This window comes from Solitalea canadensis DSM 3403, from assembly GCF_000242635.2.
Lineage (GTDB): Bacteria > Bacteroidota > Bacteroidia > Sphingobacteriales > Sphingobacteriaceae > Solitalea > Solitalea canadensis.
Genome location: NC_017770.1, coordinates 766,038 through 785,532, shown reverse-complemented (window position 1 = coordinate 785,532; position 19,495 = coordinate 766,038). Strand labels below are relative to the sequence as shown.

The following is a 19,495-nucleotide window of genomic DNA, read 5'->3' as shown; positions in this document are numbered from 1 at the left end:
CATTATAAATAAAAAACTGACCCTTAAATGTTGATCCATAAGGAATAAAAAAGCGTGCAAAGAAAATCCTTGCACGCTCTAATTATTTTAACGAATACGGTTAAGCGTATGCTCGTTGATTTCTACCTTCCATAAAGTTGATAAATGCTCTATTTACCACTTTATTTCCTCCCGGAGTTGGATAATCGCCTGAGAAATACCAGTCGCCTAAGTCGTTTGGACAAGCAGTATGTAAACTATCAAGTGTCTGATAAATTACCTGAACTTCAGCATTAATGCCTTCTGGAGTTACAATACGTGAAATCTCAGCAGATATGTCCTCATCAGTAAACGGAGCATAGATCTCTTTTACATAGTTTTTCACTTCTTCTTTCGGAAGGTCGAACTGCGCTTTACATTTTTGATAAACATCCTGAATGATGTGATCTTTTCCCGCTTTTTTCAATAAAGAAATAGCAGCTTGGAACGCCACGAATTCACCCATGCGGCTCATATCAATACCATAACAGTCGGGATAACGAATTTGAGGAGCCGAAGAAACGATCACGATCTTCTTAGGACCTAAACGGTCTAATATGCGGATAATACTTTGTTTTAGGGTTGTTCCACGAACAATTGAGTCGTCGATCGCGACTAAATTATCCACACCTTTATTAATTACCCCGTAAGTAACATCATATACATGATTTACTAAGTCATTACGATCAGAATCTTGTGTAATGAATGTACGAAGCTTGGCATCTTTAATTGCCAGTTTCTCAACACGAGGTTTTAAATTCAATATTTCTTCAATCTGCTCATCCGTATGCTGTTGCTTACTTTTGAACAAATCTTTTTGACGACAACGAACATAATCATGAACTCCCTCTACCATTCCGTAGAATGCAACTTCTGCAGTATTTGGAATAAATGAGAATACCGTGTTTTTCAGATCGCCATCTACAGAATCCAGGATTGCAGGTACTAATAATTTACCCAATTGCTTGCGCTCTCTGTAGATACTAGTATCACTTCCTCTCGAAAAATAAATACGTTCAAACGAACATGATTTACGTTCTAAAGGTTCACGGAACATTTCTTCTGAGATGGTTCCATCTTTTTTAATGATTAAAGCATGGCCCGGCTGAACTTCAGTAATTGCTTCAACAGGTACGTTAAACGCAGTCTGAATAGCTGGTCGCTCAGAAGCTACAATTATCACTTCATCATCAATGTATTTGAACGCAGGACGAATACCTGAAGGATCACGCATCACAAATGCATCTCCGTGTCCCATCAATCCACAAATAGCATAACCACCATCCCAGGTTTTTGCTGAGCGGGTTAAGATATTGCTTACATCCAGGTTATCTGCAATCAGTTTTGATATTTCAACATTTGAATACCCTTCTTTTTTATAGGCATCAAATAATTTTTGATTTTCATCATCCAAAAAGTGACCGATCTTTTCCAATACGGTTACCGTATCCGCTTTTTGCTTCGGGTGCTGTCCCAACTCATATAATTGCGCTAATAATTCATCAACATTGGTCATGTTGAAGTTACCTGCAACTACAAGATTCCGTGTTTGCCAGTTGTTCTGACGCAAAAACGGGTGACAGTTTTCAATGCTGTTTTGTCCGTGAGTACCATAACGCAAGTGACCCAAAAGAACTTCGCCCATAAAAGGCATGTTTTCTTTTAACCATTCAGCATCATGAAGTAATTCGGGATTTTTGCGGTGTAAGTCGGCGTATTTGCCTAAAACGTATTCGAAGATTTCGGTAACCGCCCTTGAAGAAGTAGAGCGTTGGCGGCTAATGTATCGATTTCCTGGTTCGATATCCAGTTTGATGGTTGCGATTCCGGCGCCGTCTTGTCCACGGTTAACCTGTTTCTCCATCATTAAATACAGCTTATTTAAACCGTACAGTGCCGTTCCGTATTTTTCCTGATAATAACTCAGGGGTTTACGTAATCGGATTAGTGCAATACCGCACTCGTGTTTAATCGCGTCACTCATGAATTTTCTGTCCTCTGGAAAGCTCCAAAATTAAGGTCGCAAAATTACTAATTATTTATTGAAGAAACACTTTTATTGAGGATAAGTTTTGTGTTGGCGATTTATCTACCTAAAAGATGACAATCTACTGAGAAACAATAATTTAAAATTATCCATTAATTATGATTACAACCTTGTTAGTTGCCGGCAATTTCCAATTCCTTACTTCTTTTAGCCATCTTTTGAGCTATAAAACTGCAAATAACCAATTGCAAAGCATGATACATCATCAAAGGCAATAAGATAACTCCTAATGAGGGATTATTGGCGAAGATTATTTTTGACATAACCGTTCCATGCACTAATGATTTCTTTGATCCGCAGAAAACAGCCGTAACTCGGTCTTCATGCTTAAACTTCAATAGATACGCACAAAGGGAAATAATGTAATACACTACAAAGAATAAAACAACCATCAGCGCTCCTAACGTTAACAATTCTGTAATGGAATAACCCTCAAATACATGTCCTGCGTTAGATTCACTAAAAGAAGTATAAACGATCATTAAAATAACCGTTTGATCAAAGTACTTTAAATTGGTTTTATGTTTCTCAGCAAAAGCTCCGAACTTCGGATTCAGTATTAATCCCAGAATTACCGGAACCAGCACTTGCAAAATGAGCTTTAACACCACATCAGACACATCAAAAGTTCCTGAGCCTGACGAAAAGAAGATTTCCATCCAAAATGGCGTTAAAAACACTCCGATGAGACTTGATATACTCGCATTAAAAATGGCACCTGGGATATTTCCACCTCCAATTGATACCATTACCACTGATGAAGAAACCGTGGATGGTATTGCTGATAAGAATAGTACTCCTACCCATAACCAATGTGCATTTTGGTTTCCAAACAACTTGTAAACGGTAAAAACAACAATTGGAAATATGAGATAGGTGGATGCCTGCACCATCAAGTGAAGTCTCCAATTACTTAATCCGCTTTTTAGTTTTGCTCGGTTCAACTTTAAACCATAAAAAAAGAAAATCAGCGAAGCACCGTAATTGGCTATAGATTTTAATGAAAAAGGGCCCTGCATAATACCTGGCCCGGGAATAAAGTAGGCGATTACGATTACCGAAAGTATCCCCAATACAAATCCATCAAGTCCTAACTTTGATATTATTTGCTTTATCGAAGATTCTTTTGGCATCTCTAAATCTAATTTCTTTATGATCAAATTAACACCCTAACTCTCTCAACAAGGGTTGGGTGCTAAAATCAACGTTTATACAGCAGGTTCTTGCTGACTTAAGCAATGGAAACTTCCCAATCCCCAGATAATATCTGTTGAATCTAATCCAATTACTTTTCGGTCAGGGAAACACTTAGTTAATATATCCAATGCCAGCTGATCATTCTTTGAACGATAGGTTGGCACTACTACTGCCGCATTTGAAATATAAAAGTTAGCATACGAAGCCGGCAAGCGCATATCATCATAGATAACGGCATCTGGCATAGGTAATTCGATAACATTTAACTGTTTTCCATTCAACAAACGCATTTTATTTAATGCATGAAGGTTTTCTTGCAACAGTTCATAATTCTCATCGCTTTTATTATGCTCCACTACCGTTACCACTGTATCTTCGTTCACAAAACGGGTAATATCATCAATATGACCATCAGTATCATCTCCAACAATACCATCACCTAACCAAAGCACTTGTTCTACACCATAAAAACTGCGTAAATAATCTTCGATCTGTCCCTGGTTTAAATGAGGATTTCTATTTTCATTCAACAAACACGCTGTTGTTGTTAAAACTGTTCCTGCCCCATTAAAATCAACTGAACCGCCTTCCATCACAATTCCAGGATAATAAACTGGAATATCATAATGTTTTGCAATACGGGTAGGAATAACATCATCCAGATCAAACGGCGGATATTTACCACCCCATGCATTATACCCCCAGTCTACAATCAATTTCTTTTTCTCCGTAGGATTAATCAAAAATGCCGGACCATGGTCGCGACACCATGCATCGTTAGTTGGGTGTATAAAAAAAGAAACTTTTGAAAGATCTACACCTTGCTTCTCTAACTGAGAAGTGGCGAATACTTTCATTTGTTCATCATTTACATTGATATAAACTTGTTCCCCTTCAGCCACAGCCTTAATAAACTGTGCATAAATAGGATAAATCGAATCAATTTTACCCGGCCATGAAGCTTCTTTATGAGGCCAGCTTAACCAGGTTGCAGTATGTTTGGCCCACTCGGCAGGGAAATGGTAGCCGGCAGGAAGAGTATTTATCGCTTGCATAGTTTTGTCAATAGTCCATAGACCATAGTCCATAGATGCCTATATTTTATGTAAATAGTATGTAAACCGTTAATTTAATGAATCTCTGAGCTTTGTAATCATTTTACTGAGTGTTTCATGCTTATCGTATAAACAAGCAAAATCAAGCTCTGCTACATAATTTCGTCTTTTTGCAATAAATAGACAAGACACAACTTCTATCAAAGATCTCAATGAATAACCCAAAAATTGTTTAAAAACTGCATTAGTTTGACCAGTTGATCCTTCTGCAATGTTAAGAACTACTGAATCAGAAGCTCTTTTCATTTGTGAAGTCAACATATACAACTCATCTTTGGGAAATGTTTTAGCTAAATTATTGATCAGTTCGTTCAAATCCATTGACCATCGCCACACTAGTAAATTTTCAAATTTGAAAGCCATAAAAGAATAGATGTTAAGTGGCGAAATATACCAACTTTAAACAATTCATTCTATAGCCTCAATTTATACACTATCGACTATGGACCATGGACTATGGACTAAAAACTACTCCTCGTCAATAAACCTTTTCGTAATAGGCTGATAGCTATCGATACGACGATCTCTCAGGAACGGCCAGTGAGTACGGTAGCTGTCACTTTTCTTTAAGTCGATGTCAACTACAGCTACTTCTTCCTCCTCGTGGGAAGCTTTGTATAATAAACTTCCAAAAGGATTGCTTACGAATGATCCGCCCCAGAATTTCATAGCACCGTCTTGTTCAAAACCTACACGATTTACACTTACAACCGGAACTCCGTTTGCTACAGCGTGCGAGCGTTGAATAGTTTGCCAAGCATTATATTGTTCAGTATTGGTGGCTTCATCCTGAGCAGTAGCCCATCCGATAGCTGTTGGATAGAATAAAATCTCTGCACCTTTTAATGCAGTAATACGGGCAGCTTCCGGGTACCACTGGTCCCAGCAAATTAATATACCAATATTGGCAAACTTAGTTTTAAATGTTTTGTACCCAAGATCACCCGGTGTGAAATAGAATTTCTCGTAATATGCCGGATCGTCTGGAATGTGCATTTTGCGGTATTTACCCAAATACGTTCCATCAGCATCGATAACGGCTGTAGTATTATGATACAAGCCTTGCGCACGTTTTTCAAATAACGAAGCGATAACCACTACTCCTAATTCGGCAGCTACTGTCTGTATAGCATCTGTCGATGGACCAGGAATCGGTTCGGCCAGTTTAAAGTTTTCGTAGTCTTCTACATCGCAAAAATATAACGATGTGAAAAGTTCTTGCAAACAAACGATCTGTGCACCTTTAGCCGCAGCTTCACGAATTTTTGCAATTGCTTTTTCAAGATTGATCGCCGGCTCTTTAACGCACGACATTTGAACTAATCCTACTTTTACCACTTTTTATCTCGTTTTTAAAATTTTCGCAAAAATACGAAATTTTAAATTGGCATTTCATTATTGAACCAATGAAGAAGATAATATGAAGATAACATGACGTAATTACAGCTATTCATACAAAACACCAATCCTAATAAAAACTTATTCAGCTAAATTTGTTTATACTTTACTTACAATTTTGTTAACTACTATTTATGAAAGCATTGTGTTTTGATCGTTTTGGCGATGCCGATGTATTATATTATGGAGAAGTAGCCGATCCAAACCTTAAGCAAGGCGAGGTAATGGTAGAATTGAAAGCAATAGGCTTAAATTTCGCTGATGTTTATCGTCGGAAAGGCAACTATCACTTAAAAGGAAATCCACCTTATATTGCAGGTTATGAAGGTGCAGGTGTTGTAATCAACAACAACGGTTCATCAAAATTTAAAATTGGTGATCGGGTTGGCTTTGCTGATGTCCCCTTTGCAAATGCTGCTTTAGTGGCAGTTCCAGAAACCCACTTGATTCCACTCCCGGAAAAAATCACTTTCGAAACTGCGGCAGCTTCCTTACTACAGGGTCTTACCGCTCAATACCTCGCGACAGACAGTCATGCAGTTAGTCAAGGAGAATTTGTATTGATTCATGCCGTTGCAGGTGGTGTTGGCCAGTTACTTACTCAAATTTGTAAGCTAAAAGGAGCAACCGTAATAGGCTTAACATCCTCGCCAGAAAAGGCCGCTATCGCCCATCATGCAGGTGTAGATGAAATATTTCTTTATAGTGAAAACTGGGTTGAAAAAGTTATTAATTATACCAAAGGTGTTCACATAACCTACGATTCTGTTGGTTCAACATTGACCAACAGTTTTACGGCAACCAGAGACACCGGTCATGTTGTTTTTTATGGCATGTCGGGCGGCGATCCGGCTCCGGTTGATCCTCGAATGCTAATGGACACTTCTAAAACATTAACCGGTGGTGATTTGTGGAGTTATCTTACATCCGGTGAAGAACGTATAAAACGATCCAATCAGTTATTTGAATGGATAATTGCCGGACAAATCAAGCTGGATGAACCCACAAAATTTAGGCTTTCGGAAGGAGCGGATGCTCATCGTTATCTTGAAAGCAGAAAAAGTACTGGAAAGATCTTATTGATTCCGTAATAATTCTTCTGGCAATTGAGAAGGGTTTGAATTAAAAATTTCAGCTCATCTCCCTTGACTCTAAACTACAGACTATTATATTAGTGTATCTGTTAGTTGCCTATATGAAATTCAAATTTACCAAGATTGCCATCCTCGTTGTCGTATTAATTGGTTTGTTCCAGCTTTGGGCGCAAAGTGACAGAATTACTTCCACTGAACCCACTTCATTAAAGCTGGAAAACATTGAGGTAGTTGGTCAGGATTCAGCCAAAGGAAATTTATTAGGCATTCAACCCTATCTTCTCCCGGCTGATTATGCGAATGAAACCATCTTTTACAACAAACTTTCAGGATATTTAACTGAAGCCAAGAACAATGGATTTATAACTGACAAAACCATTGTTGTTTTTCCGGAATATACCGGAACCTGGCTAGTTGCGGTAAATGAAAAAGCATCTGTCTATTCAGCACCAACGGTAAATAGTGCTATTACAACCGTTGTGCTAACACATCCGCTTTCCTTTATTAAGAATTATTTCGGTGCACCGGCAGATGACAAAGCAAAATATGCGGTTTTTCTAATGAAAGCAGAGGAAATGGCTACTATTTATGAACGTGTTTTTTCTAAACTGGCTAAGGAATTTGGAGTTACTGTTGTGGGAGGTTCAATCGTATTACCGGAACCTTCCGTTTCTGCTGCTGGTCGTTTAAAAATCAAAAAAGGAAATTTATATAATGTTTGTGGCGTATTCGGACCAGATGGAAAACTTAAAGATCCGTTATCAATAAAAGCATTTCCAATCAATGACGAGAAAATATTCACTTGTGCCGGCAAAGCGCAAAACATTCCGGTGTATCAAACTTCTGCCGGAAATTTAGGCGTTGTCATCTGTGCAGATTCATGGTATCCTGCTGTATATGAAACTTTAAAGAACAAAAAAGCCAGTTTACTGGCTGTTCCATCCTTTTCTGCACCCGACAATCTTTGGTCGACAAAGTGGAAAGGGTATAATGGAGCTGCAATACCTGCTGATGTAAACAAAACAGATATTGGAAAGCTTACGGAAAAAGATGCGTGGCTTAAATACAGTATGGGTGGTCGTGCCCTAAAATCTACTGTATCAAACGGGATTAATGTTTTCTTACGGGGCAAGCTTTGGGACTTGGGTGATGACGGTAGCGTTATTTATCTTAAAAACAAAACTGTGAACCATTCCAAAATAATAGATGGAGCTGCGTTGATTAACATATGGCTTTAAAAATGAATTATTCAGCACACAAAAAATACGTACCATCCTGATTTTCTCACTAAATAATCTCATTTTTGCACCGTTTAATATTGAACTGGATAATCATCAATAAATGATAGAATTAATTGAAAATATAGAGATTGTATTTAAAATGTGTCGTAAGCCTGATGCTGAATGTATCTCTGAGCGTGAGAATATTTTGGTTTTTCAATATGATGGAACCAAGATAGCTCGCTTTGTACTTACAGAACGAAAAAAAGATTACCTGATCGAGGTTTCCTGCCTGAAGGCTGAAACTCCTTTTTTTGCTAATGAATTTGTAACTAAATGGAAAGCTGTTGTCGATGAAGATCTTAAGATCGGAAACGTGTATGGAAACATCGACTAATTTGCTTTAGCAGTTAATAGCTGTTTTCATATTTTATTTAAACTTCCAAAATTATATTTTGAAGATTGTATACTTTCTTCAAAACTGATTCGTAAATTTATTAGGCATATTAAATTTATGAAATCATCTTTATTAGTAACGCTCTCATTCTTTATTCTCTTTAATGGTTGTAAAAGTAAACCTTCAATTACAGACGCTGAAAAGGAATCTTCCCCCAAAACAATTGATTCAGTTATAACTGGACCTAGAACTAAATTCAAAGGTAACTGGTTATGCAAAGATTACCTGGCTGCATTAAGCTTAAAACGTAATTCGGACAATATTGATGTAGCTACCCAAAAACCTGATGTTTGGGAGTTAATTTTTGAGGATAGTAAAATCGATAGTGTAATAGCATATGCAGATGGCAGTCGACAGCATCTTCCTGTTAAATATTATGGTTCTGATTCTTTATCCATCCAATTAAGAAACGGAAAGACACTTTTTTTTACTTATGATAAATACCTTGATCATTTAGTACAAAAAAGAGAAACAAGTGCAAACCGGATTAAACCGGAATGCGTTTATGAAAAAGCAAATGTTAAATATTTATATGTGGAAGCAGGAATAAAAACTGCTTTTAGCCAAGCCGTTAACGAAAGTACAATAGCAAACAATTACAAGCTAATAGATAAAAATAATACTGTAACAGATCAAACCGTCAATTTCAGGTTTGACGGGAGCATTATCGGTCTGGCTGATTTTGAAAAATTTGCCGTATGTTACTCGTCTCCTTGCACACAGCTTCTTAAAGGTAAACTCCAAAATGTTATTTATTTCACCTCGAAACGAAAAACGGAACCATATGCCTGGAAAATATCAGGGAACTACGATACTTTATATATTTATAACATCTCTGCGGCTAAAATGGCAAATCAGCTTAAGTATAAGCTTTTAGCGGTGAATGATTAGTGATCCATACTTTGGATGAACACACCCCTAACCCCTCTCAAGAGGGGAAAGGTTTAGTTATTGACAGTAGTGTCAAAAGTGTCTCATTTTAATATTCAATCGTGCTTTATTTCACTTAGTCGCTTTCCGCGAGACTTACTTTTTTCCAGCAGCGAAAAAAAGTAAGCAAAAAACGCCGCCGCTGCGTACAGTTCTCCCGCAGTTTCCGCAAGAACTTAAGTTTACTCTTCCGAACTGTACAAGGCGGGATTGAGCATTTGACAGAGTTAACTGCAAATTATTAATACTAATTAATGCAGAGAGTGATTTTTTCAAACGATACAGATTCCCCTTTAGGGGCTAGGGGTCTGTTTCACTGGTATGTAAATTCACTTTAAAACGTCTCACCAACATTCAAATAAAAACCATTGGAGTTTTTACCGATTCCGTAATCAATGGTAATATTGGTTCGGGATATTTTATTGAGCTTAATTCGTAAGCCAATTCCTCCTGCGGGGTTAACGGCATCAAAAAGCTTTTCAGCATCCTGTTTATTACTAGTAGTTGAACAGTTCAAAAATGCAACTGCTCCTAATAGACCACTTTTAGTTAATCTTAAGCGATATTCGGCTTCACCATACATTAATGAATTGCCTCTGAAACGACCCTGAACATAACCCCGACCAGAATTGCCATAGGTATCCCATCCAATTGCCGGAAGATCCATATAAGGGGCATTTCCTGATGTGATAAAACTGCCATAATACCAAAAAGCTAACACCTGACTGTTGTTCTTTTTCATGGGCAGGTACGTTCTGAATTCGGTGAATAGATTTTGCCACTTACTGGCTCCTCCAAAAAACTTACCGAACAACGCATAATTTACCCGAGCATAAACTCCTTTATAGGCGTTTATGATATTATCCCGGCTATCGATACCTGCTGCAATGTTAAAGCCGGCAGAAGTATAAACAGTCGGATCAAAGCCATAATTTGCACTGTAAACAGAATAAACATCACCCTCCTTTTGGTTATTGTTAAATGGCTTAAACCCTGTTACGGCATAATGGCGTTGATAATTTATTCCTACCCCGGCATAAACACTTTTATAGATTTCCCGCAATGCAGTTTCATAAAAACGGATCATGTTAAACTGCAATGGGACCTCATCATTCTTTGAACTTGATGAGCCTAAACCATAAGTAGATTGCGAATATTTATAGAATCGATTGTCACTGGACAATATCCATTTGTCGTGGTTAGTAAAGATATTACTCCTCAAAGAAGTAAAAAACTGATCCTTGGTTGTGTAGGTGGCTCCTACTGTAAGATTTGATAGGCGGGTTGTGGGACGTTCTCCAAAATAAGCTGCTAAGTTACCGAATACACCAAATTCAATTCCGGTTGCAGGATTAGCCGAAATGTATGGTAATATACTTTTTTGAATTTTAGAGGTAACCTCTTTCTCACCGGGAGCTAATTTCTTTGGAAAAACGATATCCCATAAATCTTGTTTAGGTACTTTAACAGTATCTGTTTTTTCCTGGCTGTAAACCGAAGAATAGGATAAAATGGAAAGAGAGACTGTTAATGACCAACGAAATTTCATTAAGGTTTCAGTATAGTGGCTGCAAAGATAGCCAAATAGAATTTGAAGTAAGCTTTGTATCGTCCTTGTTATAAGTTTAACCAGGTTTTAAATGCTTCAGCCCGGTCTTCGCTCACCGTGATCATCATATCTGTTTCGGGAATTGGATCAAGAATGATGCGAACCCGGTTCCTCGATAACTTATACATTTCTTTAATAGAAGGCAGGCTTACAATAAACTTCCGGTTAATCCGAAAAAAATCTTTGGTAGAAAGCTGGGGTTCTAAACTGGTGATGGTTTCTTCGATGATGTAACTCTGTCCATCACGTGTAATCAAAAACAAATATTTATCATCGGCCATAAAATAAGCGACCTCACCTACTAAAATGGTTTTAAGACGGGTACCCATGTTTACCATAAACCGTTCTTTTCCCTGCGCATAACTCAATGGTAAAACTGGAACAACTGGGGCTTCAGTTTCCTTAATTACCGAATCATTAATGTTTTTTAATTTTTGCAAAGCCAGCTGAACATCCTCTTTATCAAACGGCTTAAGCAAATAGTCGATACCTTGATGCTTAAAAGCCTTCATGGTATATTCGTCGTAAGCTGTAGTAAAAATAACAGGGCATTTAATTGTTACTTGCTGAAAGATTTGGAAACTATCACCATCACCTAAATGGATGTCCATAAAAATCAAGTCAACCTGATGATCTTTCAACCATTGAACAGCTGATTTTACCGTACCAAGAACAGCCACTATTTCAATAGTTGGCTCAAGCTGCCGTAATGTATTCTGAAGTTCATTGGCTGCTAATTCTTCATCTTCTATTATTAGTACGGTCATATTATTCATTGGAGGCTGTAAGGTAAAAAACTCCGACCATTTTAGAAAGGCCGGAGTTTATCTTAAAATTTAATTGTTTGGTTTTCTCTATCTCTTACAAATCCGGGTTGTTCACTAATGCTTCTTTAGGAACACGGATCGTATATCTTGGGTCATTTTTTATCAGCGTAGCATTTTTTTCAAGAGCAGTGTGCTTAATCTCAATTTGGTCTGTACGACGAAGATCGTACCAACGATGTCCTTCCAGTGCTAACTCACGTTCTCTTTCTTTAAGAATTTCATTAACCAAATTTTCTCCACTCAAACCATCAATTAACTGTTTCTGAGTAGTAAAGTAAGTTGGGATTAAACGTTTAACTTCCAATGCAAGCAAGGCTTCTCTGGCAATAGCATCTTTACCGGTACGTGCAGCTGCTTCTGCTTTGATCAGGTAAAGCTCTCCGTTTCTGAAAGATACTTTAAACTCCGGACCATTTCCTTTTGCTGATGAATAATTACTGCCGTTATTTGCAAAATATTTCGCTAAACGTAAATCGTTTCCTGCTGAATAAATACCGATCAGGTGAGGTGATATAAATGAGGTACGGGTTACGATACTATTCATTGTATTTTCCATCGCCTGAATACTTTCTTTAGACTGGTAATGGCTTGGCGATTTACTTGCCGCATCATTAAGATCTTCTAATGTACTATTTAACTGAAGACCTGTTTCTGCTGCTGTTAATGCTTTATCCCACTCACCACGGTATAAATAAATACGTGCCTCGAAAGCTGCTAATGAACGAGTGGTAAAACGATAGTTATAACCTGCATCAAAAGAAGCTTTGTTTAAAAGCTTTTTAGCTGCTGCAACATCAGCAAATATCTGACTATAAACCTTTTCAACCGGAGATGAAACATATTTCTGTTCAATATCGATAGAGGTTGAAATTGGAATGCCTTTGTCAGTTGCAGCTGTTGCTTTATTGTATGGCTTAGCATATAAGTTCAACAATTCAAAGTGGCAGTATGCTCTCATCAAATGAGCCTCGCCTCTGATCTGATTTACAGTCTCATTCTTTCCCGCCTTACTTTCCGCATCAGCAATTACGCTATTCGCAAAAAAAATGGTTTTGTAAACCTGAGTCCAAGGCATTGGTATTGTTTTCTCGTCAGGATTCCCATCATTCCACAGATAAATATCTCTCAAATTTGGTATGTCCTCGCTATTTTCATCCAACAGCAATTCATCGGTGCGAAGTGCCAGGTATGATTTGTGAGTAGGGAAAGTTGAATAAGCATTGGTAAGTAACGCTCTGAAATCTTCAGCAGTTTGAGGGATTACTTTTCCAACAGGTTGTATATCTAAATAATTGTTGCAGGCACTTGTAGCTAATAAGCTAAGTGATAAAGCGCCAATTGTTATTATTCTTTTCATGCGTGGTCAGGTTAAAAAGTTACGTTAACTCCAAAAGAGATACTTCTAGATAATGGTTGAGCATAAATATTACCGTAAGTTTCAGGATCAAAGAATCCGTCATAATCACTGCTGAACACAAACAGGTTTCTTCCCTCAACACTTAGGCGCAAGCTATTTGCTTTGATTTTACTAGCCAATGAAGTTGGCAATGTATAACCTAACCTCAAGCTACTTAAGCGTACATAACTCATTTCTTTAGTCCAGATATCCAATAACGGGAATGATCTTCCAGGATCTGTACCGGTAGCAGATAAGAACTGCTGAGCCATCCAGCGATCACCATTGTATGAATCTCTTCCAAAAATCGCTGGCAATGAAGTATTAGTATTTTTTGAAGTCCAGGCATTTAAAACGTCTGTCGTGTAGTTATGACCACGATCTATCTCAGCAGGGTTGTAAGGAATTGAACGAGTCATTAATTGCTTAAGCGTAAAGCTGGCTGCAATTGCAAGATCAAAATTTCCTAAACGGAATCTGTTGGTTAAACCACCGACAAATTTAGGATCACGGTTACCTGCATAAGTAAACAAGTCGCGGTACTCAGCATTATTCAAAGCCGATGCACTGATCTCTCCAGGGAAAATCTCTGCATACTGATCGTACAGTTTGTAGAATTCTTCCATTGTAACAACGCTACCATCTTTTTTCTGGAATAACGGTAATCCGTTTTTATCCAAACCTGCAGTTTTAATCACGAAAACAGCATCTACAGGATAACCTTCTTTTGATGGAGTCCAGTCGGTTTCACGAATTTGAACACGCTCAACTTTACTCTTGTTTTGTGCTATATTAAAATCTGTTGACCATTCAAAGTTGTTTGATCTGATATTACGAGTTGAGATTGACAACTCGATACCACGGTTGTTTACCCTAGCCCAGTTTGCATTCGTAAATTCAAATCCGTTTTCAAGAGGCAACGATTGTAAACCAATAAGGTCAGAACTGTTACGGTTATAATAATCGAATGTAATTTGTACTCGGTTATCTACTAGACCTAAATCAACACCGCCGTTTATAGTCGCTGTTTTTTCCCAGCGTAATTTACTATTAGGTGGACTCAATACATTAATAATCTGCTCATTGGATCCTGGCAGTACACTTACGTTGTTATAAGAACCTACAACAAATGGTGATGTACTTTTATCTAAGTTACCTTGTATACCATATGATCCACGTACTCGTAAACTTGATAACCATTTAGCTGATTTAAGGAAATCTTCTTCTTTAGCATTCCATGCACCGGCAACTGACCAAATTGGCAAATAACGGTATTTTGGGTCTACACCAAACAAATCTGAACCATCATAACGTAAACTTCCGAACACGGTATATCTGCGAGCATAGGTATAAGACACTGTTGAGAAGAATGACGCAAAAGCGTTTTGAAGCTTAGTTTTTTGATACGCACGGAAATCAGCGTTATTGGCAGCATCTGCATTCGGGAACATAATTGGCTGCGTTGTTAGGGTCTGAGGATTAAATCCAAAACCTTTGGTGTTGATCAATTCATCATTAGTTTTACGTAATTCTGAACCAACCATTGCTTCTATTTCATGCTTGTGGTTAAATGTTTTGGTGAACTCAACCATTGATTTCCAGTTATACTGGAAAGTTGATCCTTCACTATTCTGAATAATACCTCCTACCGGTAAATAATATTCATATTTTTTTGTTGAAGAGTTATAGCGACGGGTTTTTTCTCTCCATTTACGAGTGAAATAAGAATTTTGATCACCAAACTTTTCAGCATCGATATTCTCAAACTGTAAACCTAACTGCGTTTTCAAACTCAACTCCGGAATAATTTTGTATTCCATGTCAACAATACCTTTTAAGCTTTGGTTGCTTAATGTATTGTGGGTGTTTGCACGTTCTTCTAAAATATTGAAAGGAACATAACGATCCTCAAAACCGTTAGCATCAGCATCATACAAGTAGCTGCCATCAGCATTTCTTGCAGCAAGGTATGGATTCACGTTTCTTACATAATATGACGGATTAGTAAATACGTCAGTTTCTGTTAAGTAAGCATTACGCTCAGAAGTTGTACCGAATAATGAAATTCCTGTAGTGAACTTTTTAGTTAAGTAGAAATTGGTTTTCAAGGTTGCATTATAACGTTCGAAACCTGTACCAATAGTAGTACCTTTCTCATTGTAATATCCTGCCGAGAAATAATAATCAGCACGATCATTACCACCTGAAATATTTACGCCATACTGCTGGTTAATTGTTGTTTGATACAACTCATTACCCCAGTTAGTCTGAACGTTTTTAAGGTTATTAATTGCTCTTTGTGTTTGTTGACTCAACGCAGAAAAACCATTTTGTCTGTAAGTAGCCAACTCTCCTGATTTGCTTAAGATACGAGCAACAGCTCCTTTATCATCACGGAATGTTAGGTCACTTCTTTTTGCTAAATCCAACTCCCAGTTTACTTTCTGTGATGCATCCATCAGGTTAAGTTTACCAAAATCAGGACGCTCAGAAATAAATGTGTTTGCATTGAAGTTTACCAACATCGGACCGTTTTTACCTTTCTTAGTGGTAATAACGATTACACCGTTTGCAGCTCTGGCACCATAGATTGCCGTTGCCGCAGCATCTTTAAGGATGGTAATGTCGGCAATATCATCTGAGTTGATACCTGCAATCGGAAGGTTGCGTAACTCGTCAATATTGTTTTTATCCAATAAGTTTAATGGTAAACTGGTACCTTCAATAGGTAAACCATCAATTACCCATAAAGGATCCTGAGTACCTTGCAATGAAACAGTACCACGAATTTTGATCTTACTGGCTGCGTTCGGCCCACCGTTTAAAGGTGAAACAGACACACCCGCAATCTGACCTTGTAGCATTTGATCAATACCTGCAACCCCACCCTGACGAACATCCTGGTATTCGATTTTAGCACTTGAAGTAGTGTTTTTACGTTTTTGGATATCCGCATAACCGGTAACAATTACCTCGGTCAATTCGCTTCTTACACTTTCCATATAAACAACTACATATGGTTTATTTAAAACCGGTACGCGTCGTGAATTAAAACCAAGGAAACTTACCGTTAAGAATTCAGTTCCTTTAGGAACACTTAATGTAAATCGACCCTCTGAATCAGTAATTGTACCAATCGCAGAATTCTCAACAACTCCCGGAACACCAGTACGTTGTCCGACGGTTGATTTATCTACATATACTGAAGCACCAGGGATGGGTAATTTATCATCCTGTGCCATAACCTGTCCCTTAATAATGAACAGCTCCTGGGCAAAGCCTGAAAGACTTACGCTCAGAAAAAGGAGAATTAGTAGAAATCTATTCATGTATGTTTGATTAGTTTTTGGTTCTTTTTGTCAGCCCGTTGGAAGCACTGTCTGCATAATTGTAACTACAGACAGATCTCCAACAGCAATCGTATTTACTCGGAAAGCGTTTATACTTATCACCCATCATTCCGCCCCGGTTAAGCAAGACGGAATAACTGTGAACTACATTAATTTCAAACTTTGGTTAATTCGCATAATCAAATCCAGATAATGCCCTTTGGTGCTTTCATCACCAACGTTTTTATATTTTTCCAGCAACTCCTTTATGCGCAACAATTCACCACGCTTCTCAACCGCTACATCAGAAGTCCTTGACATTGAGGTCACAAAAATATTTCTCAATGAATCCTCGTTTACATTTTTTGAGCTAGTCAATTTTTCAATTCCGTAATCGCATGCGAAAGGCGATTGTATTGCTTTAATTGATTCCACTTCCTGTAAACTCTTTTTAGCCACCTTTGCTAATAATTTATCGGTACTAACCAGTAATGCGTCTACATAATTTTGTTGCAGCATTCTTTCTGTTATAGTTAAATTTCGACCCGCAACGGTTGGTTTAAATACTGTTCCCCTGGTTATTTTTAATAGCTGAGCTACAGTTAACACGTTCTCCTTACCAAACAATAATTCCATTTCGAGCATTCTCAATAAACGCTCATCACTCAATAGCGAGTAGATCAAACTATACTGGTAAGCTCGACGAACATTATAAGGACCGTATTCGAAAGGTCCCATTGGACTATCCTGAATCGGGAATGTTTTCTTTAATAAAGTTGGATTAAACAACCATTCAGGCATTGTCATAATTTCTGACTGAACATAATTCAGTGCCTGTAATTGAAGATTTAAAGGAACCGGTGTGTAGGCATTCTTTTTATCTCCAGCCACTGGATTTTCAAGATAACAACCACCTATATTGGAAATTACATGATCAGCATAAGTACTCCACTGATTAATAACGGCCATGTACAGCTTACCTGCATCGTAATAACTATCTCCATCTTTTGCTGCCCAATTAGTAATTTGAGGCACCAGACGTTTCAGGTTTTTCAAACCATACTGACTTGCCAATACTGCATTATCACCTATATCTTCCGACTGAGAACGAGGATCGATTACATTCTTAGGATCTTGCTGTTCACCGTAACGATAAAGTGGATTATTTTCCTTCTCCTTGATCCACGATTTTAACTGGGGTAACTCAGCGTGAGGATTGTCGGCACCTAACCAACGATATCCCCATGCAATTGCATACTTATCGTATTCACCAATTAGCGGAGTGATATTTTCAACTCTATCACCCGGCTGAGCTACATAATTAAAACGAGCATAATCCATGATAGAAGAAGCGGTTCCTCCCATTCTTTTAGTGAAATATGGAGAGCGGAGGGAATCAACAGGAAAACTCATTGATGCTCCCATATTATGTTTTAAACCAAGCGTATGACCAATTTCGTGTGATGAAACGAAACGTATAGCATTTCCCATACGTTCATCCGACAAACGATTAGCACGAGCGCCTGTATCAATAATACCTGTTTGTACGCGCATCCAGGTTTGCACCGATGTCATAACATTATGCCACCAGATTACATCTGATTCAATAATCTCACCTGAACGAGGATCAACAACAGATGGACCCATTGCATTTGATTTTGGAGATGCGGCGTAAGTAACTACCGAATAATTGACATCATCAATGTCAAAATTTGCAGTATCGGTTACTTCCTTCGCTATAATGGCATTTTTAAAACCAGCTCTTTCAAACGCAGCTTGCCAATCATGCACTCCGGCAATAATATAACTTCTCCATTTTGGCGGCGTGGCCGGATCGATATAAAAGACTATTGGTTTCGCAGGCTCTACCAACTCTCCTTTTTTATATCGCTCACGGTCTTCCGGCCTTGGTTCTAAATTCCAGCGAGTAATCAGGTTTCTGCGCTCCATTTGATGTTGGTCGTCAGAAAAATACCATCTCGGTGTTGTAAAGAACCCTACACGATCATCGGCAAAACGAGGGGTCATTGGTTTTTCAGGCAACAATAACAGATTGGTTGTAACTGCAATACTAACAGGCATTGAAGTTTGACCCTCTGTTACTGTGGTTGATAATAATGAGCGAACAACCAGATTGCGCTGAAAACTTTTGATGTGTTCAATTGATGAAAGAGAAGTTTTTGGACTGGTACCCAATCCAATATTTGAGAACACATCGTTAAAGCTCTTTTCAGTTCCGTCAAAAACTTTATTTACTTTGATAACCACTGCAGAAGAATCCGAATTATAAGATTCTACTTTAAACGTTTCAATTACAGATCCGGTGAAATTATCATTTACCGAACGAGTGATTGCATCTCCTGCAGGAGATTCTACTTGCGGAACATTTGTTTTCACCCAAATTGTTCCTGCATCTTTATTATATGAGAATTGAATAACCTTATTCTCGTAATTCATTCCTTTGTTTAAACCTGCTTCATTTATCGCCAATGGCACTGAAGATATTTTGTTGACAAGAAGCATGTCTTTGCCCATGTATTTCAATGGGATTTCGAAATAATAATCACTTTTAACCTGGTGAACCTTAAATAACCCGTCTTCAGTTTTTGCATTTTTCAGAAGGTCGCCGTAACTCTTTGTATCGCCATTGGTTTTTTTAACAGTATCAGCAGCAATAGTCTTATACTTACTGCCTTTCATTATTTTAGCGCAGCCCACCTCTCCTATCATCACCGGGATCAGCAACGCACAGAAATAAAAACTTTTAGCTGGTATTCGTTGAATCATTCGCAACAGATTAATTGAAATCGAAGCTGAAAATGTCGTATAAACGACAATTATCAAAGCAATACGGAGTG

At 38.0% G+C, this 19,495-nt stretch carries 14 protein-coding genes; 4 read left to right on the top strand and 10 right to left on the bottom strand.

Annotation, left to right across the window (positions count from 1 at the left end; all coding sequences use genetic code 11):
- Nucleotides 1-100: 100 nt before the first annotated feature.
- From SOLCA_RS03160 to SOLCA_RS03140, 5 genes are all read right to left on the bottom strand, one after another.
- Nucleotides 101-2,002, bottom strand: a complete 1,902-nt coding sequence (locus tag SOLCA_RS03160; protein ID WP_014678999.1) for an amidophosphoribosyltransferase — start codon at nt 2,000-2,002, stop codon at nt 101-103.
- Between the two features lie 176 nt (nt 2,003-2,178).
- Nucleotides 2,179-3,198, bottom strand: coding sequence for a bile acid:sodium symporter family protein (locus tag SOLCA_RS03155; RefSeq protein WP_014678998.1), 1,020 nt, complete (start codon nt 3,196-3,198; stop codon nt 2,179-2,181).
- A gap of 75 nt (nt 3,199-3,273) precedes the next feature.
- Nucleotides 3,274-4,350, bottom strand: coding sequence for an agmatine deiminase family protein (locus tag SOLCA_RS03150; RefSeq protein ID WP_014678997.1), 1,077 nt, complete (start codon nt 4,348-4,350; stop codon nt 3,274-3,276).
- Nucleotides 4,351-4,386: 36 nt separating this feature from the next.
- Entirely contained in the window at nt 4,387-4,740 is a 354-nt protein-coding gene (locus tag SOLCA_RS03145) for a four helix bundle protein (RefSeq protein ID WP_014678996.1), read from the bottom strand.
- A 105-nt stretch (nt 4,741-4,845) separates the two neighbouring features.
- Nucleotides 4,846-5,715 carry a carbon-nitrogen hydrolase gene (locus SOLCA_RS03140; RefSeq protein ID WP_014678995.1) on the bottom strand — a complete coding sequence of 290 codons (870 nt, stop codon included), beginning with the start codon at nt 5,713-5,715 and terminating at the stop codon, nt 4,846-4,848.
- 194 nt (nt 5,716-5,909) lie between these two features.
- On the opposite strand from SOLCA_RS03140, the gene SOLCA_RS03135 reads away from it, so the two are divergent.
- From SOLCA_RS03135 to SOLCA_RS03120, 4 genes are all read left to right on the top strand, one after another.
- Nucleotides 5,910-6,866, top strand: coding sequence for a quinone oxidoreductase family protein (locus tag SOLCA_RS03135; protein WP_014678994.1), 957 nt, complete (start codon nt 5,910-5,912; stop codon nt 6,864-6,866).
- Between the two features lie 104 nt (nt 6,867-6,970).
- The gene (locus SOLCA_RS03130) at nt 6,971-8,107 is read left to right on the top strand and encodes a nitrilase-related carbon-nitrogen hydrolase (protein ID WP_014678993.1); all 1,137 of its coding nucleotides are present in this window, start codon (nt 6,971-6,973) and stop codon (nt 8,105-8,107) included.
- 103 nt (nt 8,108-8,210) lie between these two features.
- Nucleotides 8,211-8,486 carry a hypothetical protein gene (locus tag SOLCA_RS03125; RefSeq protein WP_014678992.1) on the top strand — a complete coding sequence of 92 codons (276 nt, stop codon included), beginning with the start codon at nt 8,211-8,213 and terminating at the stop codon, nt 8,484-8,486.
- Between the two features lie 117 nt (nt 8,487-8,603).
- Entirely contained in the window at nt 8,604-9,437 is an 834-nt protein-coding gene (locus tag SOLCA_RS03120; protein WP_014678991.1) for a hypothetical protein, read from the top strand.
- 373 nt (nt 9,438-9,810) lie between these two features.
- Here SOLCA_RS03120 and SOLCA_RS03115 read toward each other — a convergent pair whose 3' ends face one another.
- The 5 genes from SOLCA_RS03115 to SOLCA_RS03095 all read right to left on the bottom strand — a co-directional run bounded on the left by SOLCA_RS03115 (nt 9,811) and on the right by SOLCA_RS03095 (nt 19,424).
- On the bottom strand, nt 9,811-11,025 hold the full coding sequence (locus SOLCA_RS03115; protein WP_014678990.1) for a BamA/TamA family outer membrane protein: 1,215 nt from the start codon (nt 11,023-11,025) through the stop codon (nt 9,811-9,813).
- Nucleotides 11,026-11,093: 68 nt separating this feature from the next.
- On the bottom strand, nt 11,094-11,852 hold the full coding sequence (locus SOLCA_RS03110) for a LytR/AlgR family response regulator transcription factor (RefSeq protein ID WP_042479205.1): 759 nt from the start codon (nt 11,850-11,852) through the stop codon (nt 11,094-11,096).
- A 94-nt stretch (nt 11,853-11,946) separates the two neighbouring features.
- On the bottom strand, nt 11,947-13,269 hold the full coding sequence (locus tag SOLCA_RS03105) for a RagB/SusD family nutrient uptake outer membrane protein (protein ID WP_014678988.1): 1,323 nt from the start codon (nt 13,267-13,269) through the stop codon (nt 11,947-11,949).
- Between the two features lie 11 nt (nt 13,270-13,280).
- Nucleotides 13,281-16,637 (bottom strand): SusC/RagA family TonB-linked outer membrane protein, encoded by a 3,357-nt coding sequence (locus SOLCA_RS03100; protein WP_014678987.1) that lies wholly within the window; start codon nt 16,635-16,637, stop codon nt 13,281-13,283.
- Nucleotides 16,638-16,802: 165 nt separating this feature from the next.
- On the bottom strand, nt 16,803-19,424 hold the full coding sequence (locus SOLCA_RS03095; protein ID WP_014678986.1) for a zinc-dependent metalloprotease: 2,622 nt from the start codon (nt 19,422-19,424) through the stop codon (nt 16,803-16,805).
- Nucleotides 19,425-19,495: the final 71 nt, after the last annotated feature.

Excerpts from the sequence above, each read along its gene's own strand:
- SOLCA_RS03100 (WP_014678987.1), bottom strand. The coding sequence starts at position 16,637 with ATGAATAGATTTCTACTAATTCTCCTTTTTCTGAGCGTAAGTCTTTCA.
- SOLCA_RS03130 (WP_014678993.1), top strand. The coding sequence starts at position 6,971 with ATGAAATTCAAATTTACCAAGATTGCCATCCTCGTTGTCGTATTAATT.
- SOLCA_RS03110 (WP_042479205.1), bottom strand. The coding sequence starts at position 11,852 with ATGACCGTACTAATAATAGAAGATGAAGAATTAGCAGCCAATGAACTT.
- SOLCA_RS03160 (WP_014678999.1), bottom strand. The coding sequence starts at position 2,002 with ATGAGTGACGCGATTAAACACGAGTGCGGTATTGCACTAATCCGATTA.
- SOLCA_RS03120 (WP_014678991.1), top strand. The coding sequence starts at position 8,604 with ATGAAATCATCTTTATTAGTAACGCTCTCATTCTTTATTCTCTTTAAT.
- SOLCA_RS03145 (WP_014678996.1), bottom strand. The coding sequence starts at position 4,740 with ATGGCTTTCAAATTTGAAAATTTACTAGTGTGGCGATGGTCAATGGAT.
- SOLCA_RS03150 (WP_014678997.1), bottom strand. The coding sequence starts at position 4,350 with ATGGACTATGGTCTATGGACTATTGACAAAACTATGCAAGCGATAAAT.
- SOLCA_RS03095 (WP_014678986.1), bottom strand. The coding sequence starts at position 19,424 with ATGATTCAACGAATACCAGCTAAAAGTTTTTATTTCTGTGCGTTGCTG.
- SOLCA_RS03155 (WP_014678998.1), bottom strand. The coding sequence starts at position 3,198 with ATGCCAAAAGAATCTTCGATAAAGCAAATAATATCAAAGTTAGGACTT.
- SOLCA_RS03125 (WP_014678992.1), top strand. The coding sequence starts at position 8,211 with ATGATAGAATTAATTGAAAATATAGAGATTGTATTTAAAATGTGTCGT.
- SOLCA_RS03105 (WP_014678988.1), bottom strand. The coding sequence starts at position 13,269 with ATGAAAAGAATAATAACAATTGGCGCTTTATCACTTAGCTTATTAGCT.
- SOLCA_RS03115 (WP_014678990.1), bottom strand. The coding sequence starts at position 11,025 with ATGAAATTTCGTTGGTCATTAACAGTCTCTCTTTCCATTTTATCCTAT.
- SOLCA_RS03135 (WP_014678994.1), top strand. The coding sequence starts at position 5,910 with ATGAAAGCATTGTGTTTTGATCGTTTTGGCGATGCCGATGTATTATAT.